At 70.5% G+C, this 24,729-nt stretch carries 18 protein-coding genes and 1 tRNA gene; 8 read left to right on the top strand and 11 right to left on the bottom strand.

The window, feature by feature from the left end; translation table 11 throughout:
* Positions 1–12: 12 nt before the first annotated feature.
* The 5 genes from SLV14N_RS25335 to hppD all read right to left on the bottom strand — a co-directional run bounded on the left by SLV14N_RS25335 (position 13) and on the right by hppD (position 7,394).
* Positions 13–984 carry an antibiotic biosynthesis monooxygenase gene (locus SLV14N_RS25335; protein WP_208683854.1) on the bottom strand — a complete coding sequence of 324 codons (972 nt, stop codon included), beginning with the start codon at positions 982–984 and terminating at the stop codon, positions 13–15.
* Positions 981–3,707 carry a molybdopterin-dependent oxidoreductase gene (locus tag SLV14N_RS25330; protein WP_263271185.1) on the bottom strand — a complete coding sequence of 909 codons (2,727 nt, stop codon included), beginning with the start codon at positions 3,705–3,707 and terminating at the stop codon, positions 981–983. Before SLV14N_RS25330 ends, SLV14N_RS25335 begins: the two co-directional genes overlap by 4 nt.
* Positions 3,704–4,531, bottom strand: a complete 828-nt coding sequence (locus SLV14N_RS25325) for an FAD binding domain-containing protein (RefSeq protein WP_263271184.1) — start codon at positions 4,529–4,531, stop codon at positions 3,704–3,706. Before SLV14N_RS25325 ends, SLV14N_RS25330 begins: the two co-directional genes overlap by 4 nt.
* 258 nt (positions 4,532–4,789) lie before the next feature.
* Positions 4,790–6,154, bottom strand: a complete 1,365-nt coding sequence (locus SLV14N_RS25320; protein WP_208683849.1) for an FAD-binding oxidoreductase — start codon at positions 6,152–6,154, stop codon at positions 4,790–4,792.
* An 85-nt stretch (positions 6,155–6,239) separates the two neighbouring features.
* Complete coding sequence (gene hppD / locus SLV14N_RS25315) at positions 6,240–7,394, bottom strand: 4-hydroxyphenylpyruvate dioxygenase (protein ID WP_127151116.1); 1,155 nt, start codon at positions 7,392–7,394, stop codon at positions 6,240–6,242.
* Between the two features lie 129 nt (positions 7,395–7,523).
* Here hppD and SLV14N_RS25310 point away from each other — a divergent pair, with 129 nt between their 5' ends.
* The 5 genes from SLV14N_RS25310 to SLV14N_RS25290 all read left to right on the top strand — a co-directional run bounded on the left by SLV14N_RS25310 (position 7,524) and on the right by SLV14N_RS25290 (position 11,820).
* A complete protein-coding gene (locus SLV14N_RS25310; RefSeq protein WP_030986863.1) occupies positions 7,524–7,991 on the top strand; it encodes an Lrp/AsnC family transcriptional regulator in 468 nt (155 codons plus the stop codon).
* A gap of 14 nt (positions 7,992–8,005) precedes the next feature.
* Positions 8,006–8,653: an ABC transporter permease gene (locus tag SLV14N_RS25305; protein ID WP_208683847.1), complete on the top strand. Its 648-nt coding sequence runs from the start codon at positions 8,006–8,008 to the stop codon at positions 8,651–8,653.
* A complete protein-coding gene (locus SLV14N_RS25300) occupies positions 8,646–9,920 on the top strand; it encodes a betaine/proline/choline family ABC transporter ATP-binding protein (RefSeq protein ID WP_208683845.1) in 1,275 nt (424 codons plus the stop codon). The genes SLV14N_RS25305 and SLV14N_RS25300 overlap by 8 nt, the downstream gene beginning before the upstream one ends.
* Before the next feature lie 89 nt (positions 9,921–10,009).
* Positions 10,010–10,807 (top strand): ABC transporter permease, encoded by a 798-nt coding sequence (locus SLV14N_RS25295; RefSeq protein WP_259670786.1) that lies wholly within the window; start codon positions 10,010–10,012, stop codon positions 10,805–10,807.
* Positions 10,804–11,820, top strand: a complete 1,017-nt coding sequence (locus tag SLV14N_RS25290; RefSeq protein WP_263271182.1) for a glycine betaine ABC transporter substrate-binding protein — start codon at positions 10,804–10,806, stop codon at positions 11,818–11,820. The genes SLV14N_RS25295 and SLV14N_RS25290 overlap by 4 nt, the downstream gene beginning before the upstream one ends.
* A 135-nt stretch (positions 11,821–11,955) precedes the next feature.
* Here the strand turns inward: SLV14N_RS25290 and SLV14N_RS25285 are convergent, their stop codons facing one another.
* The 4 genes from SLV14N_RS25285 to SLV14N_RS25270 form a co-directional block, all read right to left on the bottom strand.
* Positions 11,956–12,735, bottom strand: a complete 780-nt coding sequence (locus tag SLV14N_RS25285) for a S16 family serine protease (protein WP_208683839.1) — start codon at positions 12,733–12,735, stop codon at positions 11,956–11,958.
* A gap of 107 nt (positions 12,736–12,842) precedes the next feature.
* Complete coding sequence (locus tag SLV14N_RS25280; protein ID WP_093646501.1) at positions 12,843–13,484, bottom strand: IclR family transcriptional regulator; 642 nt, start codon at positions 13,482–13,484, stop codon at positions 12,843–12,845.
* 470 nt (positions 13,485–13,954) lie between these two features.
* Positions 13,955–15,751 carry a DEAD/DEAH box helicase gene (locus tag SLV14N_RS25275; protein ID WP_208683837.1) on the bottom strand — a complete coding sequence of 599 codons (1,797 nt, stop codon included), beginning with the start codon at positions 15,749–15,751 and terminating at the stop codon, positions 13,955–13,957.
* A 577-nt stretch (positions 15,752–16,328) separates the two neighbouring features.
* Positions 16,329–17,894: an MFS transporter gene (locus SLV14N_RS25270; protein WP_263271179.1), complete on the bottom strand. Its 1,566-nt coding sequence runs from the start codon at positions 17,892–17,894 to the stop codon at positions 16,329–16,331.
* A gap of 140 nt (positions 17,895–18,034) precedes the next feature.
* Between SLV14N_RS25270 and SLV14N_RS25265 the strand changes: the two genes are divergently transcribed.
* From SLV14N_RS25265 to rox, 3 genes are all read left to right on the top strand, one after another.
* A complete protein-coding gene (locus SLV14N_RS25265; RefSeq protein ID WP_263271177.1) occupies positions 18,035–18,898 on the top strand; it encodes an alpha/beta fold hydrolase in 864 nt (287 codons plus the stop codon).
* Positions 18,899–19,089: 191 nt separating this feature from the next.
* Positions 19,090–19,161 (top strand) — tRNA-Cys (locus SLV14N_RS25260).
* Positions 19,162–19,399: 238 nt separating this feature from the next.
* Positions 19,400–20,827 (top strand): rifampin monooxygenase, encoded by a 1,428-nt coding sequence (gene rox, locus SLV14N_RS25255; RefSeq protein ID WP_263273265.1) that lies wholly within the window; start codon positions 19,400–19,402, stop codon positions 20,825–20,827.
* A gap of 76 nt (positions 20,828–20,903) precedes the next feature.
* On the opposite strand, the gene SLV14N_RS25250 is transcribed toward rox, so the two are convergent.
* The gene (locus tag SLV14N_RS25250) at positions 20,904–22,433 is read right to left on the bottom strand and encodes an ABC transporter substrate-binding protein (protein WP_263271176.1); all 1,530 of its coding nucleotides are present in this window, start codon (positions 22,431–22,433) and stop codon (positions 20,904–20,906) included.
* The gene (locus tag SLV14N_RS25245; RefSeq protein WP_263271175.1) at positions 22,430–24,514 is read right to left on the bottom strand and encodes an ATP-binding protein; all 2,085 of its coding nucleotides are present in this window, start codon (positions 24,512–24,514) and stop codon (positions 22,430–22,432) included. The genes SLV14N_RS25250 and SLV14N_RS25245 overlap by 4 nt, the downstream gene beginning before the upstream one ends.
* Positions 24,515–24,729 lie beyond the last annotated feature (215 nt).

The following is a 24,729-nucleotide window of genomic DNA, read 5'->3' as shown; positions in this document are numbered from 1 at the left end:
GGGTGCGCCGGGTCAGGGCAGATGCCAGATCTGGGTCGTCACGAGGTAGAAGACCGCGGCCCAGAACACCATGACCGCCGCCACGATGCCGAGGCCGGTGAGGCGGGTCTTCGCCGCCGGTGCGTCCGGGGGCGGCCGCAGCCACCGCCTGAGCATCGGGTTCACATAGAAGGGCATGGTCAGGAAGCTCATGATGAAGCTCGACAGCAGGTTGCCGATGAGCAGTCCGAGCCAGAGCGGCAGGTGCAGCGGTGACAGGGCGAGCGTCAGCAGCACCACGGTCGGGTAGAGGCCGACCCAGACCGCGACGGAGGTCTTGGTCTCCGAGGGCGGCGGTGCTTCCCTGCCGTTCTCCTCGAAGGCGAACCAGCTGCCGAACGAGTTGTCGATGGTGCGCATGCGGAAGTCGTGGAACTTCTCGCCCTCGGCGAGGACTTCCTTCCGCTCGGCCGAGGTCAGCCAGGCGTCGAGATGCTCGGCGCTGTCGAACCGGTACAGCGTGGTCCATTCTTCCTGGAGTCCTTCGACCGGGCGGAAGAGCTCGGTTCCGCGAAAACCGTCGAAGGTGCTCTCCTCCTGGGTCATATGGCGCTGCCAGGCGAGAAAGGCGTCGACGTGGTCCGGGTGGACGCGGTGGGTGACCACCACGGTCACCAGCGGGTCCGGTTGCCGGTTGCCGCCGCTGACCACCTGCTGGGTCGCGGGGCCGTCCAGATATTTGCTGCCGCTGTCGAGAAAGCGCTGCCGGGTGACGCTGTTGATCCACGCCTGCAGATGGGCTATCGAGTCGAACCGGTAGACGACCACCCAGTCGGGCTGGAGGGGTGTCGGCGGGGAGATCTCGGCGCCGAGGAATCCGGCGTAGCCGGCGGCCGCGGCATTGACTTCCTCCTGCCACGCGTGGAATTCCTGCTCCAGTCCGGGCCGGATCTTCTGGCCGATGATGACGGTCGCCTCGGTGCCCTGGGGCTTTTCGGTGGTCATGTGCTCAGCCCCGTCGCCACCGCCGCGCTCTCACTGAGTTGTCGGTAAATGCGTTCCGGGGTCAGGGGCAGTGCCCGGTAGCGGACGCCCGTGGCGTCGTGGAGCGCGTTCGCCAACGCGGGGGCCACCGGGTTGATACAGCATTCCGCTATCCCCTTCGACCGCAGGGGCCCGACGGAATCCGCCGAGTCCACCAGGAGCACCTCGGTGCGGGGGATGTCGGCGTAGGCGGGGATGCGGTAGTTGCGGAAATTCGGGTTGACCATGACACCGTCCGCGTTGACCTGGTGATTCTCGGTCAGGGTGAAGCCGATTCCCTGGGCGACACCGCCTTCCACCTGTCCGCGGACCTGCGCGGGGTTGATGATGACGGCGGCGTCGGTCGCCTGGACGCTGTAAAGGATGCGGATCTCACCCGTCACCCGGTGTACGGCGATACGGAATCCCTGCGCATTGGAGGTGACGCTGCGGGGCGAGCCGTAGGCCTTGCGGGCGGCGGTGAAGCGGATTCCGCGGGCGCGGGCCGCCGCGACGAGCTCGGCCAGCGAGACCCGCTGGTCACCGCAGATGACCCCGTCGTCGTCCATCGAGCACATCACGACATGGGTCCCTGTGTACGCGGCGGCACTCTCCAGAATGCGGTCGCGCACGGCATTGGCCGCCCGCAGGACCGCATTGCCCGCCACGAAGAGTCCCGCACTCGCGAAAGCGCCGGTGTCGAATCCCGTGCGGTCGGTGTCGGACTGCACCAGGCGAATCCGCGACGGCGTGGTGCCGAGCTGGTTGGCGGCGATCTGGACATGCGCGGTCGACGTGCCCTCGCCGAATTCGACCGTGCCGATGGCCAGTTCGTACATGAGGTCGTCGCCCAGCGTGACCCAGGCCTCGGAGAGGTGCTCGGTCGGCGGTGCGGTCTCGTGCAGGGAACTCGCGACACCGGACCCGACCAGCCACCCGGGGCCGGGGGACGGCTGCTCGGCGGTGCGGGCCATGGCCTCGTCCACCAGGTCGAGGCACTTCGCGAGTCCGTCCTCGGTGAACACCACGTCGTCGGGGCCCTCGTGCAGGGCGAGCAGCGGATCGCCGGGCCGCACGATATTGCGCCGTCGCAGTTCGAGCGGATCCATGTGCAGCGCGCGTGCGAGTTCGTCCATCGCCGATTCCACGGCGAACGCCGGCTGCGTCATTCCGTAACCGCGCAGTGCCCCGCTCGGCACGGTGTTGGTGTAGACGGAGAACGCGTCGTACTTCTTGTGGGGGCAGCGGTAGATCATGACGGCGGCACCGCCCGCATACAGCGTTTCGCCGGCGTGATTGCCGTAGGCGCCCGTGTTCGACACATTGCGGACCTGGAACGCCGTGAGCGTGCCGTCCGCCTTCGCGCCGAGCTTGACCGTCAAGGTCATCGGATGCCGTGGCGAGGCCGTGGTGAACTCCTCCTCCCGGGTGTACTCGAAGGAGACCGGACGCCCGGTGTCCAGGGTGGCGAGCGCGGCCAGATCCTCCGAGATCACTTCCTGTTTGCCGCCGAAGCCGCCGCCCACGCGTGCGCAGAACACCCGGAGCTGATCCGGGCGCAGCGCGAACAGACGGGCCAGTTTGACCTTCCCGATCGACGGCGACTGCGAGCTGGTGCGGACATTCAGGCGGCCGTTCTCCATCCAGGCGATCGAGCCGTGCGTCTCCAGATGCGCGTGCTGCACCCGCGGTGAGAAGTACGTGCCTTCGTGGATCACCTCGGCTTCGGCGAACCCTGTGTCGATATCGCCGATCTGCGAATGGATCTCGACCAGGGTGTTGTGGACGGGATCCAGGACGAAGGGATCCACCGCTCCGTGCAGTTGTGGCGCCCCGTCGGCCATGGCCTCTTCGGGGTCGAATACCGCCGGCAGCACCTCGTATTCCACGACGACCCGCCGGCAGCCCTCTTCTGCCGCCCCGACCGAGTCGGCCAGGACCGCGGCGACGCGCTGGCCGGCAAAGCGGACCGTGCTGTCGAGGAGGTAGGTGTCGTCCGGATCCACGAGATGGTCGGTGTGGATCGCGGTGGAAAAGCGCCTGCGCGGCACATCTTCCCAGGTGTAGACCCGGTGCACGCCGGGGACGGCGAGTGCGGCGGTCTTGTCGATCGAGACGATCCGGGCGTGCGCATGGGGTGAGTGCAGCACCTTCAGGTGCAGCATGCCGTCGATATGGGTGTCCATCGTGAATTCCGCGCGCCCGGTGACCACATCATCGGCGGCCGGCGCATTGACGCTCGTGCCGACGGCCTTTCCCGGTGCGGCCTCCGCCACGCCGGTGACGCCTTTCACGGCATCCTCGATTGCCCGATAGCCGGTGCAGCGGCAGAGATTGCCCTTCAACGCCCGTGGCAGGTCCGCTTTCTGGGCCTCGGTGAAGGTCGCCGACGTCATGATCATCCCTGCGGTGCAGAAACCGCACTGGAATCCGGGGGCGTCGCGGAACTGCCGCTGCATCGGATGCAGATGGCCGGGTGAGCCGATCCCTTCGATCGTCGTCACCTCACGGCCGTCCGCGCGGAAGGCGGGGGTGATGCAGCTGTGGACCGGCTCGCCGTCCAGCCATACCGTGCAGGCGCCGCAATCGCCCGCGTCACAGCCCTTTTTGACGCCGTAATGACCGAGCGCACGGAGGAAGGTGCGCAGGCACTGGCCGGGGTCCGGTTCCTCGTCGAAGCTCCGGCCGTTCACGCGGTAGGTCATGCCGGTCCCCCAGCCACGAGTTCATGACGGATCTCTTCGGCGAAATGCCGTGTCAGGTGGCGGCGGTGGCCGGGGGTCCCATTGGGATCGGCGAACCAGACGTCGGAGGGAATGACGTCGATGCTCTGCTGCAGGGTCCGGGCGTCGGGCAGGGAGTCGAAGGCGATGCGCACCGGCCGTGTGGTGCCGGCGGTGAGGGTGAGCAGCAGGTCGTTCGTGCCCGGCGTTTGCGTACCGATGAGGAATACCGTCGAACGGCCGAGGCGGGTCAATGAGAATCGGCGGTGTGCGGTGCGTTTCTTCAGGGCGTGCGCCGGAATGTCGATGCGCCGCAGGATTTCCCCGGGGGCGAGCACGTTCTCATTGTTTCCGGTCACGAAGGCGAGGGCGTCGACAGTGCGCACGGATCCGTCAGGAGCCCACAGTTCGTACTGCGCCTCCAGGGCGACCGTCAGCGTGATCATGGGGCCGGCCGGCAAGGACATACAGATATTGCCGCCGACGGTCGCCGAGTTCCAGACCTTGAACGAGGACAAGAAGGCCTCGCAGCTTGTCGCGACGATGCCGCCCGCGCTCCACTCGTCCGGCAGCGCACAGGCATACAGCTCGCGGATGGTGCAGGTCGCGCCGATGCCGAGGCCCGCGTCGCCCGGGACGAGGGGATCCCACCGCAGGGCCGTCAGGTCGACCAGGCGGCGCAGGTCCGGCTGTTCCACGGAGTACAGCCAGGTTCCGCCGGCGAGCCAGGCATCCCCGGCGCGCCAGTCCGCGCCCGGCCGGTCGGACGGTCGCCGGACGACTTCGGTGATGGTGTTGAGGTCCATGGGAATTGTTCTCCCTCACGACGAACATCGTGTGCGCGGGGAACGGCGCAGCCTCAAACGACGGAATCCCTCTGTGGCCGCGGCGGTCGAATTATTCAGGGAAGGACCGGCGGGCGCAGATATTCTTGTTCAGGATAGGCAGAAGGAGCCGGGCTCGCCACGCCAGGGATGCGGCGGGAATCCGCGATATCTGCGGGTGCGCACAACCGGCAGTAAGATGCGCCACCGCACGGCCAGGGAAATTCCGGGGCCCTTTGCTCAGAAAAGCTTGCCGGGGTTGAGGATGCCCAGCGGGTCGAAGACCTCCTTGATGCCGCGCTGCAATTCCACACCCACCGGCCCCAGTTCGCGCGCCAGCCACTCCTTCTTCAGGACCCCGACCCCGTGCTCACCGGTGATGGTGCCGCCCAGCTGCAGACCGAGCGCCATGATGTCGTCGAAGGATTCCCGGGCCCGGCGGGACTCGTCCGGGTCGGCGGCGTCGAAGCAGACCGTGGGGTGGGTGTTGCCGTCCCCGGCGTGGGCGCAGACGCCGATGGTGAGGCCGTACTTCTCGGCGATGGCGGCGGTGCCGTCGAGCATCTCGGCGAGCCGGGAGCGCGGTACGCACACATCGTCGATCATCGTGGCGGATTTGACCCGCTCCAGCGCGGTCAGGGTCAGCCGGCGGGCCTGCAGCAGCAGATCGGACTCGGCGGCGGTCTCGGCGGGCACGACCTCGGTGGCGCCCGCCGCGGTGCACAGCGCGCCGACGGCGGCGAGGTCGGCGGCCGGGTCGGGGGTGTCGAAGGCGGCCAGCAGCAGCGCCTCGGTGCTGTCCGGCAGGCCCATCTGGGCCATGGCGTTGACCGCGCGGATGCTCGTACGGTCCATCAGCTCCAGCAGCGAGGGGGCGTGGCCGCGGGCCATGATCTCGCAGACCGCCTCGCAGGCGGCGGCGGTGGAGGGGAACTCCGCGGCCAGCGCGAGCTGCCCGGGCGGCTCCGGCTTGAGCGCGAGGACGGCGCGGACGACGATGCCCAGGCTTCCCTCGGAGCCGACGAACAGCCGGGTGAGGTCATAGCCCGCGACGCCCTTGGCGGTGCGCCGGCCGCAGGTCAGCAGCCGCCCGTCGGCGAGAACGACGTCCAGGCCGAGGACGTACTCGGCGGTGACGCCGTATTTGACGCAGCACAGGCCGCCGGAGGCGGTGCCGATGTTCCCGCCGATGGAGCACTCCTCCCAACTGGAGGGGTCCGGCGGGTAGTAGAGCCCGTGCTCGTTCACCGCGCGGGACAGCACCGCGTTGATGACACCGGGTTCGACCACCGCGACCCGGTCGACGGGGTTGATCTCGATGATCCGGTCCATCTTGACCAGCGAGAGCACGATGCAGCCGTCGGAGGCGTTGGCGGCGCCCGACAGCCCCGTACGCGCCCCCTGCGGGACGACCGGGACCCGCAGCTCGGTGGCCGTCCGCATGATGTGCTGGACCTGCTCGACGGTGCGCGGCAGCACGACCACTGCGGGCGTCCCGGCCTCGCAGAAGCTCGCCATGTCATGGGCGTAGGAGCCGGTGACGTCGGGGTCGGTGAGGATCGCTTCACCCGGGAGTCCGGCGCGCAGCCGTGCGATGAGGTCCATACCCTCAGCCTCGCATCCGTGGGCCGTACACGGAAGATCGTGTACGGCCCGTGGCGGCTCCTGTGGCTCCTGCGACTCCTGCGGCTCAGAGATTGCCGCGGCGCTCCTGCTCCCGCTCGATCGCCTCGAAGAGGGCCTTGAAGTTGCCCTTGCCGAAGCCCATGGAGCCGTGCCGCTCGATCATCTCGAAGAACACGGTCGGCCGGTCCTGGACCGGCTTGGTGAAGATCTGCAGCAGATAGCCGTCCTCGTCGCGGTCGACCAGGATCTTCAGCTCGCGGAGCGTCTCCACGGGCACCCGGGTCTCGCCGGCCCACTCGCCGAGAGTGTCGTAGTAGGAGTCGGGGGTGTCCAGGAACTCCACACCGGAGGCGCGCATCGCCCGGACGCTGGCGACGATGTCGTTGGTGGCCAGCGCGATGTGCTGGACGCCGGGGCCGCCGAAGAACTCCAGGTACTCGTCGATCTGCGACTTCTTCTTCGCGATCGCGGGCTCGTTGATCGGGAACTTCACCTTGAGGGTGCCGTCGGCGACGACCTTCGACATCAGCGCGCTGTATTCGGTGGCGATGTCGTCGCCCACGAACTCCTTCATGTTGGTGAAGCCCATGACCTTGTTGTAGAAGGCCACCCACTCGTTCATCTTGCCGAGTTCGACGTTGCCGACGCAGTGGTCGATGGCCTGGAAACGCCGCGGTCCGGTCTCCACCAGCGGCTCGACGGCGGTGAAGCCGGGCAGGTAGGGGCCGTCGTAGCCGGAGCGCTCGACGAGGGTGTGCCGGGTCTTGCCGTAGGTGGCGATGGCCGCGAGGACGACGGTGCCGTGCTCGTCCTTGAGGTCGTGGGGCTCGATGAGGCCGGTGGCGCCCTGGGCGACGGCGTGCTCGTAGGCGGCGCGGGCGTCCGGGACCTCGATGGCGAGGTCGATGACGCCGTCGCCGTGGGCCGCGACATGCTCGGCGAGGAAGTGGCCCCAGTCGGTGGTGGGCTTGATGACGGAGGTGAACACGAACCGGGCGCCGCCGGATTCGAGCACATAACTCGCGGTCTCTCGGCTGCCGTTCTCCGGACCGGAGTAGGCGACGCGCTTCATACCGAAGGCGGTCGAGTAGTAGTGCGCGGCCTGCTTGGCGTTCCCGACGGCGAAGACGACCGCGTCCATCCCCTTGACCGGGAAGGGGTCCGCCTGCCGGGCCGAGCTGGGGGTGGTGGGCTGAGTGTGCATCGTGGTGTCTGCCATGGCCGCAGAGTCTCTCCGATCCACAAGGTGCGCAATAGTTCGCGAATCTCCTGGGCATTATGCCTAGCAAAGGGGCGGCATCGCCGGGCTATCTGTACATGATGACCATCGAAAAGGAAGGGACGACCGATGGCGATCGATCATTTGGACGGAGCGCTGCTGGAGCTGCTCGCCGAGGAGCCGCGGATCGGCGTCCTGGAGGCGTCCCGGCGGCTGGGGGTGGCGCGCGGCACGGTCCAGGCCCGGCTCGACCGGCTTCAGTCGAATGGAGTGATCCGGGGCTTCGGGCCGGACGTGGACCCCGCGGCGCTCGGCTACCCCGTGACCGCATTTGCCACGCTTGAGATCAAACAAGGGCAAGGTAATGACGTACGTGCCCACTTGACGACCGTTCCCGAGGTGTTGGAGCTGCATACAACGACGGGACATGGGGACATGCTCTGCAGGCTCGTCGCCCGTTCCAACGCCGATCTGCAGCGGGTGATCGACCGGGTTGTGGGCTTTGATGGGATTGTGCGGGCCTCAACGGCAATCGTCATGGAAAATCCGGTTCCGTTGCGGATCGTCCCGCTGGTGAAACAGGCATCGGGAGACTGAACCGAGGAGACCGAGTGAGCTTCTGGGAGTACGTCGGCACCCGGCACGCCCAACTGCTGACGGATACGTATCAGCACGCCAGCGCGGTCTTCCAGTGCATGGTGCTCGCCACCCTGCTGGGGGTCTTCATCGCCGTGGTGACCTATCGCAGCGAGTGGGCGGGCAATCTCGCCACCACCTCCACCGCCACCATCCTGACCATCCCCTCCCTGGCCCTGATCGGTCTGCTGATCCCGATCGTCGGCCTCGGCGTCCCCCCGACGGTGATCGCCCTGACCCTGTACGGGCTGCTGCCGGTGGTCCGCAACGCCATCGTCGGGCTGCGCGGGGTGGACCCGGATCTGATCGACGCGGCCCGGGGCATCGGGATGTCGCGCACCGCCCAACTCGTCCGCGTCGAACTGCCGCTGGCCTGGCCGCCCATCCTCACCGGCATCCGGGTCGCCACCCAGATGCTGATGGGCATCGCCGCCATCGCCGCCTTCGCCTCCGGACCCGGTCTGGGCAACGAGATCTTCCGCGGGATCGCCTCGCTGGGCAGCGCCAACTCCCTCAACCAGGTGCTCTCCGGCACCCTCGGGATCGCCATCCTCGCTCTTCTCTTCGACGCCGCCTACGTCCTGATCGGACGCCTGACCATCTCCAGGGGGATCCGTGCCTGAGACGACAGAGACCACCCCGGCCTCCGGGGCCAGGATCCATCTGGAGAACCTCACGAAGATCTATCCGGGGAGCGCCGGCCCCGCGGTGGACAACGTCAACCTGGAGGTCAGGGCCGGCGAGATCGTGATCTTCGTGGGCCCCTCGGGCTGCGGCAAGTCCACCTGTCTGAAGATGATCAACCGGCTGATCGAGCCGACCCACGGGCGGATCCGGATCGGCGACGAGGACGTCACCGACATGGACCCGGTCAAGCTGCGCCGCAAGGTGGGCTACGCCATCCAGGCGTCCGGCCTCTTCCCGCACATGACGGTCGCCCAGAACATCGCCCTGGTCCCGAAGATGATCGGCTGGTCCAGGAGCAAGGTGACGGGCCGGGTCGAGGAGATGCTCGACCTGGTCGGACTGGACCCGCGCGAGTTCCACGGCCGCTATCCGCGCCAGCTCTCCGGCGGCCAGCAGCAGCGCGTCGGAGTGGCCCGCGCCCTCGCCGCCGACCCGCCCGTCCTGCTGATGGACGAGCCGTTCGGCGCCGTCGACCCGATCACCCGCGACCACCTCCAGGACGAGCTGATCCGGCTCCAGCACGAGCTCCACAAGACCATCTGCTTCGTCACCCACGACTTCGACGAGGCCATCAAGCTCGGCGACCGCATCGCGGTGCTCCGCGAGCACTCGCACATCGCCCAGTTCGACACCCCCGAAGCCATCCTCACCAACCCGACGGACGATTTCGTCTCCGGTTTCGTGGGCGCCGGGGCGGCACTCAAGCGGCTGAATCTGACCCGTGTACGGGACGTGGGCGTGGTCGACTTCCCCACCGCCGGCCTCGACGACCCGCTGGAAGCCATCTTCGACCGGCTGCGCTCCGGCTCCCACAACGAACTGCTGCTGCTGGACCGCAACGGCCGCCCGTACAAATGGCTGCGCCGCGGCGATCTGGCCCGGGCCAGGGAGTCACTGGCCCGCGCCGGGACCCTGGTCCAGCACACCGTGTCCCGGGACGCGACGCTGCGCGACGCGCTGGAGGCGGTGCTCACCGACAGCGCGGGCCGGGTGGCGGTCACCGGGCGGCGCGGCGAGTACATCGGCGTGGTCGACATGGAGACGCTGATGAACAACGTCCATGAGCTGCTGGAGGCGGACCACCTCGAAGCGGTCGAGCATCAGCACCAGCTCCAGGAGCGGCGCGCCCGCCAGACCCAGATGGAGCAGGAGGGCCTGGCCGGCGCGGGCGGCCCCGAGGGCGGCCCGGGAGGCACGGTATGAGCCCCCGTGACGGGAGCGGCGACAGCCCGCGCCGGCGCGAGCGGCACCCGAGCGATCACGAGGCGCTGGCCTTCAAGGACGACGTCGAGATGGAGCAGCGGGAGCGGGCGGCCGGGGAGGCGCCCGTCCCGTCCGCGCCGTCCGGCGCGCGCCGGATCAGCTGGCAGAAGTGGACCTTCATGCCGGTCTTCCTGGTGGCCGCGCTGCTCATCACCTGGCTGTGGTTCCGCGGCGCCCGGCTGGACTCCATCGCGCATCAGGCGGTGGACAACGGCAAGGTGTGGCTGGCGCTGCAGCAGCACATCAAGCTCACCGCGATCTCCACCTTCTTCGTACTGATCATCGCGATCCCGCTGGGCATCGCACTGACCCGGTCCAAGCTGCGCAGGGCCACCCCGGTCGCGATGGCCTTCGCCAACCTCGGGCAGGCGGTGCCGGCCCTGGGTCTGCTGATCCTGCTGGTGATCTGGCTGGGCATCGGGGCCCGTTCGGCAATCGTCGGCATGGTCATCTACGCGGTGCTGCCGGTGCTCGCCAACACCATCGCCGGGCTGCGCGGTATCGACCCGACGCTGACCGAGGCCGCCCGCGGCATCGGCATGTCCCCCACCCTTGTGCTGACCAAGGTGGAACTCCCGCTGGCCGTACCGCTGATCCTGGCCGGTGTCCGTACCGCGCTGGTGCTGAACGTCGGCACCGCGACGCTGGCGACCTTCGGCGGTGGCGGCGGTCTCGGCGACCTGATCTCGGCGGGGATCGTCACCCAGCGGATGCCCGTACTGATCCTCGGTTCCGTGCTGACCGTGGCGCTCGCCCTGCTGGTGGAGTGGCTGGCCTCGCTGGCCGAACTGCTGCTCCGCCCGCGCGGCCTGGAGGTGACGGCATGAGCGGGCACCAGCCCCCGGCCGGGCACCGCCGCTTCGGGCGCCGCCGGGCCGCCCACCTCGCCGTCGCCCTGCTCGCCGCCCTCACCCTCGGCGGATGCGGCCTGGTCAGCGGCAGTGCGATGACCGACAACGTGCGGCCGGGCCCGAAGGCGGGCTATCCGGGCCGCCCGCTCTCCGGGGCGCAGCTCACGGTGACCTCGAAGGAGTTCACCGAGCAGATCATCCTCGGCCAGATGATGGGCATCGTCTTCGAGGCGGCCGGTGCCAAGGTCATCGACAAGACCAGCATCCAGGGGTCGATCGGCGCGCGGGAGGCCGTCAAGTCCGGCACGGCGGACGCCGCGTACGAGTACACCGGCACCGGCTGGATCACCTACCTCGGCCACACCAAGCCGATCGCCGACCCCCACGAGCAGTGGAAGGCGGTCCGCGACGAGGACGCGAGGAACGGCATCGTCTGGCTGCCGGCCTCGACGCTGAACAACACCTACGCGCTGGCGCTGAACTCAGCGAACTTCAAGAAGCTGGCGGTGCGCGACCTCTCGGACGTCGCGACGCTGTCCCGCAAGAACCCGGGCGCCGTGACGATGTGCGTGGAGAACGAGTTCGCCACCCGCAACGACGGTCTGCCGGGCATGGCGCGGGCGTACGGCATGAAGGTGCCGTCCGCCAACGTCCGCAAGATGACCGGCGGCGTCGTCTACACCGAGACGCAGAAGGGCACCTGTGCGTTCGGCGAGGTCTTCACCACCGACGGCCGGATCAAGGCGATGCATCTGCACGTGCTGGCCGATGACAAGCACTTCTTCCCCAACTACAACGTCGCTCCCGAGATCAACGCCAAGGCCCTGAAGAAGCACCCGGCGATCGCCGAGGTGCTGGCCCCGGTCACCAAGGCCCTCAACAACACCGTCGCCCAGGAGCTGAACCGCAAGGTCGACGTGGACGGCGAGGACCCGCACGAGGTCGCCAGGAACTGGCTGATCCAGGAGGGATTCATCAAGGAGGCGTGAGGGGCCGGAACCGCCACCGGGCACCCGGCCCGCGCCGCCCGGCCCGCGTCCGCCGGGCCGGGGTCCGGCGGACGGCCGGGACCCACCGAGCCGGGACCCAGCGAGCCGGGGCCCACCGAGCCGGGGCCCACCGCCTCAGCAGCTGGGGACCTTGCCCCCGGTCCGCAGCGCCTTCAGGGCGTCCACCGCGCCGTCGAGAGTGCCGACCGGGATCAGCCGCATCCCCTTCGGCAGCTCCGCCCGCGCGTCCGCGCACTCCTTGCGCGGGACCAGGAAGACCGTGGCCCCGTCCCGCCGCGCGGCCTGCGTCTTCAGCGGGACGCCGCCCACCGCGCCGACCTTGCCGCCGGCCGTGATGGTCCCGGTGCCCGCGATGGTGCGCCCACCGGTCAGGTCGTGGCCCGCGCCGTCGCCGTCCAGCTTGTCCACGATGCCGAGGGCGAACATCAGCCCGGCGCTCGGCCCGCCGACGTCCGCCAGGCTCAGCTTGACCTTGATGTCCTTGGCGGACCTGCCGACCTGCCCGAGCGCGGCGCTGGTGGCCGTGTCCTGGGACTCCCGCATCTGCCGTGCATTGTGCTCGGCGATCTCCTCGGTGTTCTCGCCCACCGGGTAGACCGCCTCCCGCGGCATCACGGCCTCGTCCGTACGGAACCAGCCCTTGACGAGGTCCGGCAGATGGACGGCGGCCTCCGGGCCGGTGGCCACAATCGACGTCATGCGCAGCTGCCCGCTCGTCTTCCGGGTCTCGGCGCCGGTGATGGTGATCACCGGCTTGCCCTTGTTGGCACCGAGGACATTCGCCGTCAGGCCCGGATAGGCGAGCGAATACGGCAGCGGGGCGAAGACCGCGGTGACGAGAAGGGCGAGAACGAGGGCGGTGCAGACCGCCAGGGCGCGGGTGCGTGCAGACACCCCGCCACCTTAGTTGACACCCGCCTCACCAGGGCCTTAAGGCGCTGCCGCCTCACGACACGGCCACCGCCCCTTCACACCCCACGGCCTCGCCCGCCTCCAGGGCCTCAGCGCAGCGCCTCGGACACCTCCCGGGCCGCGTCGACCACCCGCGGCCCGACCCGCTCGGAGACGGTGTCGGCGAGCATCACCACGCCCACACTCCCCTCGATGCCGCTCACCCCGAGCAGCGGGGCCGCCGCACCACTCGCACCGGCCTCCAACTCCCCGTGCGTCAGGGCGAGTCCGGCGTCCTGGGTCCGGCCCTGCCGGGCCTTGAGGATCGCCCGCCCGGCGGCCCCCCGGTCCAGCGGATGACGGAAACCGGCCCGGTAGGCCACGTGGTAGTCGGTCCAGGTCGGCTCCACCACGGCGACCGCCAGCGCCTCCGTGCCGTCGACGAGGGTGAGATGCGCGGTGGCCCCCACGTCCTCGGCGAGCGACCGCAGCGCGGGCAGGGCGGCCTCCCTGACCAGCGGATGCACCTGACGGCCCAGGCGCAGGACGCCCAGGCCGACCCGGGCCCGGCCGCCGATGTCGCGGCGCACCAGAGCGTGCTGCTCCAGCGTGGCCAGGAGGCGGTAGACGACCGTGCGGTTGACGCCGAGCTTGTTGGACAGCTCGGTGACGGTCAGCCCGTGATCGGTGTCGGCGAGAAGTTTGAGGACGCGCAGCCCTCGGTCGAGTGTCTGGGAGGTCTCTGCGGTCACGACGCCCCTCCTGGGTGAGTGGCGGCATCGGGCGCGACGCGCTGCGGGTCCCGGAGCAGCGCGCGCTAGAGGCCGCCGGCCGCATGGCACCGGCTGCGCTCCGCGGCGGCGCTGCCACGGGGCGTGTGCGTGACCGGGACAGTAGCGAGCCGGTTCGGTCAGCGGAAGAGTCCGTCCAGAATCCGGTCTCCCGTGCCCGAAATATCCCAGTAGGTCCACCCAGAGCGGCCTGTTGTGCTCCGTGTGGTGTTTCAAGGAGGGCTACGGCGTTATCCGGGTGTTACGGAAACGGACGGATCCGGCACACCGCTCCGGGGGACGGATACGGGCGCCGCACCACGGGAGCAATCGGGCGCGGGCGGCCCGCGTCGCGGACGCAAACGGGCGAGGCGGAGTCCCGGCCGGGGCGGGCACGGAAGAGGGCGGCGCACCGTCCCCACGGCACACCGCCCCACGGGCCCCGGACGGCCTCACCGCATCCGCGTCGCCCACTCCCGTACCTTCTTGATCCGCTCACCCAGCTGCCCGGCGGTCGCCTCCGCACTCGGCGGCCCGCCGCACACCCGCCGCAGCTCGGTGTGGATCACACCGTGCGGCTTCCCGCTCTGATGGACATACGCCCCCACCAGCGTGTTCAGCTGCTTCCTGAGCTCCAGCAGCTCCTTGTGCGTAACCACGGGACGCCGCTCGGCCGGCAGCTCCAGCAGATCCGCCTCCGCATCCGGCCGCTTCTTGCTGTGCGCGATCTGCCGGGCCTGCCGCTTCTGCAGCAGCATCTGCACCTGGTCGGGCTCCAGCAGCCCGGGGATGCCCAGGTAGTCCTGCTCCTCCTCGCTGCCCGCGTGCGCCTGCATACCGAACTCGGCACCGTCGTAGAGCACCCGGTCGAAGACCGCCTCCGACTCCAGCGCCTCGAACGAGAACTGCTCCTGCTCGCCGGTGTCCTCGTCCTGCTCCTTGTTCGCCTCCTCCATCTCCTTCTCGGATTCGGCGTACGGGTCCTCCTCCCCGTCCTTCTTCGGCTTGTCGAGGACGTGGTCGCGCTCGACCTCCATCTCATTGGCGAAGCCGAGCAGCATCGGGACGGTGGGCAGGAAGACGGAGGCGGTCTCGCCGCGCTTACGGGAGCGCACGAACCGCCCGACGGCCTGCGCGAAGAACAACGGGGTCGAGATGGTGGTGGCGTACACCCCGACCGCCAGCCGCGGCACGTCCACCCCCTCGGACACCATCCGGACCGCGACCATCCAGCGGTCCTGGGAGTGCGAGAAGTCATCGATGCGCTGCGAGGCCCCGGAGTCGTCGGACAGCACGAGGGTGGCGCCCTCCCCGGTGATCTCCCGGATCAGCTTGGCGTACGCCCGCGCCTGCTCCTGGTCGGAAGCGATCACCAGCGCACCGGCGTCCGGTATCGACTTACGGACCTCGCTCAGCCGCTGGTCGGCGGCGCGCAGCACATTCGGCATCCACTCACCGCGCGGATCCAGCGCGGTACGCCAGGCCTGCGAGACCGCGTCCTTGGTCATCGGCTCGCCGAGCCGGGCCGCGATCTCGTCGCCCGCCTTCGTCCGCCAGCGCATATTGCCGCTGTACGAGAGGAAGATGACCGGCCGCACGACGCCGTCGCCCAGCGCGTTCCCGTAGCCGTAGGTGTAGTCGGCGGAGGAGCGCCGGATGCCGTCGTTCCCCTCCTCATACGTCACGAACGGAATCGGGTTGGTGTCGGACCGGAAGGGCGTACCGGTCAGCGCCAGCCGCCGGGTGGCGGGCTCGAACGCCTCCAGACACGCCTCGCCCCACGACTTCGAGTCACCGGCGTGGTGGATCTCGTCGAGGATCACCAGTGTCTTGCGCTGCTCGATCCGGTTGCGGTGCAGCATCGGCCGGACACCCACACCGGCATAGGTGATCGCCACACCGTGGTACTCGCGGCCCAGCGGCCCCGCGCTGTACTCCGGGTCGAGCTTGATACCTATCCGGGCCGCCGCCTCCGCCCACTGCTTCTTCAGATGCTCGGTCGGTGCGACGACCGTCACCTGCTGCACGACATGGTGATGCAGCAGCCACGACGCGAGCGTGAGCGCGAAGGTCGTCTTACCGGCGCCCGGCGTCGCGACGGCGAGGAAGTCTCTCGGCTGGGTCTGGATGTAGCGGTCCATGGCCGCCTGCTGCCAGGCACGCAGCTTGTTCGCGGTACCCCAAGGGGCCCGTCCCGGGAAGGCCGGGGACAGGTGATGGTTATTGGTGGCGCTGGTGGTGGTAGTCACGGTCTCCGTCGGCTGGACTCGGGGATCGGCAACCGCGCCACCCTATCGCTGCGTTCCGCTGCGCTTTGCCTTCGGCCCCACGTTGTCGGCTGTCCCGCCGTGGGGGTTTGTCGCCGTGGCGCCTGGCGGCGGGCCGGTCCGCTGCGCGGGGCTGTCGGGGTGCGGTGACGGGCCTGCGCGGGTGGGTGTCCGGACTGCTTCGCTTTACGTCCGGACACCCACCCGCTCCGGCCCGTCCCCTCCCGTTGGGGGGTGGGAAAACGGTTGGTGGGGGTGATCATTGGTGGTCCACTGCTCCTCGCGAAGCAGGAGTGAAACGTCCTACGGACGCCCGCCCCCACCCACCGCCACTACTCCCCCAACGGGAGGGGACGGGCCGGAGGGGCCTGGTGTGTGGACGTAAAGCGAAGCAGTCCACACACCAGGCCCCGGAGGCCCGTCACCGCACCCGACAGCCACCCAGCCCGCCGCAGGCGCAACGGCGGGGAACCCGCAAGCATCACCCGAGCCCACGCCCCGCGCAGCGGACCCGCAACGGCGAGAAACCACCACGGCGGGTCAGCCGAAAACGTGGGAGCTACTTAAGACGGCTCGCCGTCACGGAGCCGGTGAGCGCGACCACCGCCATCGTCGCGAACACGGCCACAAACGCCGCGGGATGGCTCGCCGCGCCGGTCGCGGCGGGCCCGTGCGCCGCGATCGTCCCGCCGCCGAACGCGACGAACAGCACACCGCCCACGCCGACGAACGTGACATTGCCCAGCGCGTCCGACATCTGCAGGGACGCGGAGTTGCTGCCGGCCTCCTCGGGGCGGGACAGCTTCAGCAGCAGTACGCCGCCGCTGGAGATGTTCAGGCCCATGCCGAAGCCGCCGATCGTCCAGGCCACCGCGACGATTGCGGCCGGCACCCCGTCGATCAGGGCCAGCGGCACCATCACGATGGCCGCCGCCAGGAGCACCATGCCCAGGCCCATCAGCCGCTCCCGGTACGGCTCCAGGCGCGGCCGGCTCTGCACGTACGAACCGAGCGCCCAGGTCAGCCCGCCGCCGGTGAGGGAGAGTCCGGCGAGGGTGGCGGACAGTCCGCGCTGGGTGACCAGCATCAGCGGGATGAAGCTCTCGGCGGCGACCATCGCCCCGGCGGCGAGTCCGCGCATCAGCACCACGGACGGCAGGCCGCGCGCCGCCCGGAACGTACCGCGGGGCAGCAGCCGCACGATGCCCGGCGCCAGCAGGGCCAGTCCGGCGGCCGCGGGCAGCAGCGCGAGCCAGGACGGGTGCTGGCCCGCGTACTGCAGCAGGCAGGCGCCCACGGCGACGGCCAGCGCGAGCAGACAGCGCCGGCTGCCCAGCACCTGCCGCACTCCGCCCCGCGGGCCCGGCCGGGTCCGCGGCAGGGTGCGCAGCGCGGGCAGCATCACCACGAGCGGCAGCAGTATCAGGACGGGGATGGCGAGGAAGACCCAGCGCCAGCCGAGCTGTTCGGTGACGGTCCCGGCGACCAGCGGACCGACGATCACCGGCACCACCCAGGCCGCGGAGAACGACGCCATGATCGACGGACGCAGCCGCTCGGGGTAGGCGCGGCCGACGACCACGTAGAGCGAGACCACCACCAGCCCGCCTCCGATGCCCTGCACCCCGCGGCCCACGATGAACATCCCCATGCTGTGTGCGACGCCCGCGACCAGCAGCCCCGCCCCGAACGCGGCGATCCCGGTGAACAGCGGTCCGAGCGGGCCGCGCCGGTCGCTCCACTCCCCCGCGAGCGCCATCGCGAACAGACTCGCCGTGAAGAACGCGGAGAAGCCGAAGGCGTACAGCCCGATGCCGTCCAGGGCGCGGGCGGCGACCGGCATCGCGGTGTTCACGGCGCTCGCCTCGAAGGCGACGAGCGAGACGACGGAGATGATGCCGAGGGTGAGCGCGCGATGGGCCCGGCCGAGGATGCCGCCGTCCGGCCCGCCGCCACTGCCGTCCGCGGACCGGGCGGGGTGACCGTCCGCGGACCCGGCGGGGTGGCCGGGGGTGGCGACGGTCTCGGCGCCGGGTGCGGTGTCTGCGCCGTCGTCGGTGCCGATGCCGAGGTCGTGGCCGGTGCCGGTGCCGGTGCCGAGGTCGTGGGGGCGGTCAGCGGTCATCGGGCCAGCGTAAGGGCCGTACGGCGGTGGTGCCCCTGGCGGAGGACGGGGATCGGGTCGGTCGTCGGTCCTACGTCGCCCGGCCCGCCCGGACCGCCTCCGCCCCGTCCTTGCCGCCGTATGTCGGGCAAGCTGTCCGTATGCCGCACTTCCGTACGTACGACGATGCCGAGCTCCACTACCGCGTGCTCGGCCCGGACGACGCGCCCCTGCCGCCCCTGGTGTGCCTGGCCGGCGGTCCCGGGCGGGACGCCGCGTATCTGGGTGACCTCGGCGGCCTGTCCGCACACCGGCAGCTGATCCTTCCCGACAGCCGCGGCACCGGCGCCTCCCCTGCCGCCGCCGACCCGTCCCGCTATGCCTTCCCGCAGCTCGCCGAGGATCTGGAGGCGCTCCGCGCGCATCTGGGCCTGGAGCGGTTCGCGCTGCTGGCGCACGACGCGGGGGCCGCGGTCGCGCAGGCGTACGCGGCGGGGTATCCGCAGCGGCTGACCCGGCTGGTGCTGGTCTGCCCCGGCTCCCGGCTGCAGGGCGAACTCCCCGACGACGCATGGGAGATCTTCGAGTCGCGCCGCCACGAGGAGTGGTGGCCGGAGGCCTCGGTGGCGCTGCGGCAGCTGACCGAGGCGGCCGATCTGAGCGAGGTGCGGGAGCTGCTGTTCGCCGCGGCGCCACTCGCCTACGGGCGGTGGGACGAGCCTCAGCGGACCCATGCCGCCACGGAGGGCGCGCAGTTGGGGCCGGTGCCGCGGGCCGGGTTCTGGCAGGGCGTGGACGAGCAGCTGCGCGCGGCCCTGCTGGCCGGTCTGCACGAGGTGACCTGCCCGGTGCTGGTGGTGACCGGGGACCGGGACGCGGTGACCGGTATGCGGGCGGGCGAATGGGTGGCCGCATCGTTCCCGGACGCACGGGTGCACCCCCTGCACGGCGTGGGCCACTATCCCTGGGTGGACGAACCGGACCTGTTCGGACCGGTGGTGGAGGAATTCCTGCACGCGGTGTGAGGACGGCTCGGCGGGGAGCCGGGTCATCGACGCCTTCCATCACCCGGCCGGGTTTCATGAACCCCGTATTGCTGCGCCGTTTCCCCGCATTACCCCGCGTTACCCCGCGTTGCAGCCTTTTGGCATCCCGCCCCGCGCCCTTGCCGGGCTGGGTGCCCCGCGGCCTACAGTCGGGACAACAGCAGCAACCCGGCCGTGTGCCCGAGTGGTTCAGGGGCTCGCCTGCAAAGCGAGTTACGCGGGTTCGAATCCCGCCACGGCCTCTGTTTGCTTGATGAGGAAAACGAATGGGCGGCATCCCTGGAGGGATGTCGCCCATTCGTTTTCCATGGCGACCGACACATATGGCCAGCACATATGGCCGACAAAAGACAAAGGCAAGGAGGTCACCCGCTCCTTGCCAGTCTCAACTTATAGCGCACTGGGGGGCTTGCGGCAAGGCCCGGGTCGTGCCGCAGAATCCTCGGCCTGAGCAAGAATTCTGCGGAAATGGGCGTTGTGATGATCGATGTGATCGTTGTCGGTGGTGGACCGACCGGGTTGATGCTGGCGAGCGAGCTGCGGCTGCAGGGTGTGCAGGCGGTCGTGCTGGAGAAGTTGGCGAAGCCGACCGCGCAGTCCCGTGGGCAGGGCCTGCACGCGCGCAGCGTCGAGATGATGGACCAGCGCGGCCTGCTGGACCGGTTCCTCGCGGTCAGTGAGACGTTCCAGGTCGGCGGTCTCTTCGGCGGCATCATGAAGCCGTGGCCGGACGGGTTGGACACGGCGCACCCGTACGGCGTCGCCACCCCGCAGCCGGTCACCGAGCGGCTGCTCAACGAGCGCGCGCTCGAACTCGGTACCGAGATCCGGCGCGGCTGCGAAGTGGTCGGGCTGAGCCAGGACGAGGACGGGGTGACCGTCGAGCTGGCGGACGGGGCACGGCTGCGCTCGCGCTACCTCGTCGGGTGCGACGGCGGCCGCAGTGCGGTGCGCAAGCTGGTCGGCGTCGGTTTCCCCGGTGAGCCCGCCAAGGTCGAGACGCTGCTGGGTGAAATGGAGGTGACCGAGGATCCGGCGACGATTGCCGCTGTCGTCGAGGAAGTCCGCAAGACGCACCTGCGGTTCGGCGTCGCCCCCACCGGGGACGGGGTGTGCCGCGTTGTCGTGCCCGCCGACGGGGTGGCCGAGGACCGTGCGACCGCGCCGACCCTCGACGAGTTCAAGCAGCAGCTGCGGGCGTTCGCCGGCACCGACTTCGGCGTGCACTCGCCGCGCTGGCTGTCCCGGTTCGGCGACGCCACCCGGCAGGCCGAGCGCTACCGGGTCGGCCGGGTGCTGCTGGCCGGCGACGCGGCGCACATCCACCCGCCGACCGGCGGGCAGGGGCTGAACCTCGGTGTGCAGGACGCGTTCAACCTCGGCTGGAAGCTGGCCGCCGCGGTCACCGGCTGGGCACCGGAGGGCCTGCTGGACAGCTACCACGCCGAACGGCACCCGGTGGCCGCCGCCGTCCTGGACAACACCCGCGCACAGATCACGCTGATGGGGGCCGATCCGGGTGCGACCGCGCTGCGGGAGCTGTTCTCGAAGCTGATGGACTTCGAGGAGGTGAACCGGCACGTGACCGGGATGATCACCGCGGTCGGGGTCCGCTACGACTTCGGCGAGGGCCACGAACTGCTCGGCCGGCGGATGCGGGACGTGGAGTTGAAGCGGGGCCGCCTCTACGAGCTGATGCACGGCGGCCGCGGACTGCTGCTCGACCAGACCGGCCGGCTCTCGGTGGCGGGCTGGGAAGGCCGGGTCGACCACGTCGTCGATGTCAGCGAGGAACTGGACGTGCCCGCGGTGCTGCTGCGGCCGGACGGCCACGTGGCGTGGGCCGGTGAAGATCAGCAGGATCTGCTCGGCCGCCTGCCCCAGTGGTTCGGCGCCGCCGTCGGCTGAGCGCACAGTCGCGGCCCCGAGCCCCCTCTTTTACTTCCACGCCTTCCGGCTCCACACCGGCCGGGCCGCCGCGCCCCTACCGGCCGGCGGACAGCCCGGCCACGAAGCGGTAGATGTCCCCGGCCTCGCCGGTGTTCGTCGGGCGGCGCAGCTCCACCAGCGCCAGCGGACGGTCCACCGGCTCGCCGGTGTCCGGGTCGAAGGCTATGTAGCCACTGATGCCACGGACCCGGGACCTGCCGTTGGTCTGCTCCAGCATGGCCAGGACCATACGGGCGGTGACCTGGCGGGTGCCGTAGACGCCGACGGCGTTCCGGGCCGCCTTCCCTATGGTGTACGTGGCGTCATGGCCGAGCATCGCCTGGCCGCTGGCGAGGTCGGTGGTGGGGCCGCCGACCGCTTTGCGGTAGGCGCGCTCGAAGTCGTCGAACGGGCCGCTCCCGGCGCCGCCGTAGACCTCCTTGGATATCGCGGGGTGGGTGAAGGCGGTGTAGTAGACGGTCAGTTGGCTGTCCTTCCAGCGCTCGGCGAGGGTGGCGAGCTCGGCGCGGTGCCGGTCGCCTCCGGTGTCGAAGTAGACGCCCAGCGCACTGGAGCCGGAGAGCACCGTCGTACGGCAGTGCCGGCCGCCCTCCCCCGCCGCCTCGATGAACCGGCGCAGCTCCCGCCCCCGGCCCGCGAAATACACCGCGTCCGGCGGCTTCGGGTCACCGCAGACCTTGTCGGCGACCAGGGACAGCGCATTGCCCGCGGTCGCCGCCTCGTCCTCCCCGGAGCGGAACGGGATGACCTCGTCGTCCACGTCGAGGCCCGCGCGCCGTGCCGCCGCCGAGAAGTCCTCGTAGAGCGAGGTGTTGTAGTTGTCCTTCTCGTTGCCGTCCCTGATCACCTGGACGCGGTAGCCGGGGTGCTTGCGCTGCTGCTCCTTGAGGTAGCCCGCGGCGGCCGCGGTCTGGTCGCGGTTGGGGAAGGAGACCCGGTAGAACCCGGCCGTACGGGAACTCAGCCCGTCCGCCGCCACTGTCGCACCGACCATCGGCAGCCCGGCGGCGCGCAGCCGCTGCACGGCGCGCATCGTACGGTCGTTGCTCTGCCCGAAGCCCGCCACCGCGACCAGCCGTTCCTTGTCCTTCATCGCGATGAGCTGGTCGACGACCTGGCGCCAATGGCGGTCTCCGCGGCCGGTGTTGGCGAGCAGCAGCCGGATCTTGGGGAGTGTCGAGCGCTCGGCGTTCAGGGCGCGCTGGGCGAGGTAGGCGCCACTGATGGCCTGCCGGGTGGCCTCCGGCCCCCGGTCTGCGGAGCCGCCCGCCATGGCCTCCAGATAGGCGATGGCGACCGACCGTTCCCCGGACTTGGCGACCTCGTCGTTCTCGGTGTGGATCCTGTCGCTCAGCGACTTCATGTTCCCGAAGGCGTACGCACCGTCCGTGACGCCCACACACTCACCGTCGGCCACCTCGCGGACGCCCTCCCCGCAGCGCCCGTTCGTCTCGGCGATCTGCACCACGGCGGCGGCCACGACCGCCGCCGCCACCAGCACCGAAATGATCCACAGCCCCCAGCGCCGCGGGGGCCGGGGCGGTTCGAAAAGACGGGTGCTCACAGCCACGGCTCCTTTCCGTACTGCTTCGCCTTCCGCAGCAGCGCCGAGGTCCAGGGCACGCTGTCGGCATGCACCGCGAGGGTGTGGAAGCGGGCCTGGATCTCGCCGTACAGCTCGGCCCCGGGGTCACCGAGGGGGTCGCGGTACGGATCGCCGACCCGGTCCGTACGGGGGTCGTCCGGCGGCTCGGGGCCGATCCAGACCGCCGCGAGGAGCCGGGTGATGGTCCGCAGCCGCTGCTCCACGGCGCCCTCGCCCAGGTGCTCCACCAGCCGCTCGTAGCGCTCCCACAGCGGCTGATCGAGGGCCGGCCCGGCCTCGGCGAGCGGCGCGCGCCGCAGCCGGCACAGCTCCGCACACCACTCCTCCGGGGTGACCCGGTCGAACGCGTCGTCCAGATAGGCGGCCGCCGCGGCGAGATCGCCGCCCGCCAGCGCGTGATAGGCCGCGGTGGCCTCCTCCCCCGCGGCGGCCGCCCGGTCCCGCAGCGCGGCATGCACCGCCCGCCGCCCCCGGATACCGGCCGCCCCGTCAATGCCCCCGGCCGCTCCGCCCGCCGCGGCGTCGGGCTCGGGGACCGCGGCGAGCCGGCGCAGCAACAGCAGACGCAGCAAGGGGTGGGGGGTTTCCGTCCGGCCGTCGGACTCCTCGTCACCCCCGTCGAGATGCATGGTGCGCAGCACGTCCGTACAGAAGTCGTTGAACTCCTCCTGGACACGGGCGCTCGACTCGTCCCACAGCACCCGGCCCGTCTGCGCCTGCGCCAGGTCGACGGCGGCCGCGCCGCGGGCCAGCGCCTGCATCAGCTCGCTGCTGGCGTCTATCGGCAACAGCCGCTCCAGCAGGGCGTCCACGAGGTCCGAGGAGGGCTGCAGGACCTGCCGCAGCCGCGCCTCCCAGCCCTCCTCCGCCGGGCACTCCAGCAGGGCCTCCAACAGCTGTGCGGTGCCTGCCGGATGCCCCCGGGTGAGCTCGTGCACCACCCAGCCCAGCCATTGCACACCGTTGTCGGCAGCCGGCACCGGCACCCGGGGGCCGGCCGACCGCAGCGCCTCCTTGGCCTGCTGCTCGACCTCATGACGGACCAGATCGCGCAGCCGGCCCACCACCAGCCCCTTCACGACCTGCTCAGGAACGAACCTCTCCTCCTGCGCGGGCCACCGGCCGGGCAGCGCACCGGGCCGCCGCGGCCCGCCGAACGCAAAGCCCTCCAGCGCCGCCGGATAGCTCCCCGCGGTGGCGAGCACCAGCAGCGGATCGGGCGCCCCGGCCTTCCGCCGGGCATCCAGCAGCGCTTTGAGGAAGTCGTTGCCCAGCGGACTGTCGACGTTGTCCAGCAGCACCAGGCACTGCGTCGTACGCCGCTTGTCGCCGCCACGCGAGCCGTACGCCCGCCGCAGATCGTCCAGGAAGGCGTCGAAGAGCACCGCCTCGGCCCGCTGCCGCTCGGCCGCCTCGCGGTCGCCGTAGCGCTGATTGAGGTCGATCAGAAAGCCGTCGACGGAACCCCCGCCACGGCTGCGGCGCCGGATACGCGCCAGCCGCCAGCGCACCCGCAGCCGCACCCAGTGGCGCCGCCACTCCGGCAGCAGCGGCAGCGCGGCGGTCACCGCGGTCGGGGCGCCCAGAACCGTCGCGGCGTACGCGGCCAGCTGGTTGATCACCTCCGAGCGGTTACCCGGCGGCCCGACCAGCGCCTCTTCCATCTGTCGTACGGCGGCGTCCCGGTCGGCCGCGTCCATCCGCGCCGCGACCGCAATGGTCAGCAGCCCGAACGCCGGGAAGCTCAGCCGGGCGAAATCCCGCTTGGCCTCATTGAGCTGGAAGACCAGCGCGGCCAGCACATCGATCGGTTTACGGCCCTCCTGGCCCAGCGCCGCCAGATCGAGGCGGGCCACCGGAGCCCGCCGGGCCCAGTCCGCCAGATGGCGCAGGACCGTCGTCTTACCGCTGCCACGCGGCCCCAGCAACAAGGTGGCAGGCAACTCGGGCCGGCTGCCCGGCCTGCGCACCAACAACTCCTGGACGTACCGCTCCACGGCCCGGTCCCGCCCGGACTCCCCCGCCCATTCCTGCGGCATCCCGCTCCCCCTCGACCTCGCGAATCCCTGCGATCCCCGCGATCCCCACGACCGGCCGGCGCTCACTCCGGCCGCCCCAGGATCCTCCAATTCCCGCCCCCCGCAAGCACTTTGACCCCACCAGACCGTTTTCCTCCCCTCACGCGCCCCCATCTCGCCCACCGGAAATCACTCTAAGTGACCCCACTGACAATCTCCGTGACGGATAGAGAAAG

Origin of the sequence: Streptomyces sp. Je 1-4 4N24 (assembly GCF_026239515.1) — a bacterium.
Lineage (GTDB): Bacteria > Actinomycetota > Actinomycetes > Streptomycetales > Streptomycetaceae > Streptomyces > Streptomyces nigrescens.
This window is presented reverse-complemented; position numbering and strand designations above follow the sequence as displayed.

Coding starts and splice junctions, on each gene's coding strand:
- SLV14N_RS25270 (WP_263271179.1), bottom strand. CDS start 17,894: ATGACCGCTGACCGCCCCCACGACCTCGGCACCGGCACCGGCACCGGC.
- SLV14N_RS25265 (WP_263271177.1), top strand. CDS start 18,035: ATGCCGCACTTCCGTACGTACGACGATGCCGAGCTCCACTACCGCGTG.
- SLV14N_RS25330 (WP_263271185.1), bottom strand. CDS start 3,707: ATGACCTACCGCGTGAACGGCCGGAGCTTCGACGAGGAACCGGACCCC.
- SLV14N_RS25290 (WP_263271182.1), top strand. CDS start 10,804: ATGAGCGGGCACCAGCCCCCGGCCGGGCACCGCCGCTTCGGGCGCCGC.
- rox (WP_263273265.1), top strand. CDS start 19,400: ATGATCGATGTGATCGTTGTCGGTGGTGGACCGACCGGGTTGATGCTG.
- SLV14N_RS25295 (WP_259670786.1), top strand. CDS start 10,010: ATGGAGCAGCGGGAGCGGGCGGCCGGGGAGGCGCCCGTCCCGTCCGCG.
- hppD (WP_127151116.1), bottom strand. CDS start 7,394: ATGGCAGACACCACGATGCACACTCAGCCCACCACCCCCAGCTCGGCC.
- SLV14N_RS25335 (WP_208683854.1), bottom strand. CDS start 984: ATGACCACCGAAAAGCCCCAGGGCACCGAGGCGACCGTCATCATCGGC.
- SLV14N_RS25325 (WP_263271184.1), bottom strand. CDS start 4,531: ATGGACCTCAACACCATCACCGAAGTCGTCCGGCGACCGTCCGACCGG.
- SLV14N_RS25320 (WP_208683849.1), bottom strand. CDS start 6,154: ATGGACCTCATCGCACGGCTGCGCGCCGGACTCCCGGGTGAAGCGATC.
- SLV14N_RS25310 (WP_030986863.1), top strand. CDS start 7,524: ATGGCGATCGATCATTTGGACGGAGCGCTGCTGGAGCTGCTCGCCGAG.
- SLV14N_RS25245 (WP_263271175.1), bottom strand. CDS start 24,514: ATGCCGCAGGAATGGGCGGGGGAGTCCGGGCGGGACCGGGCCGTGGAG.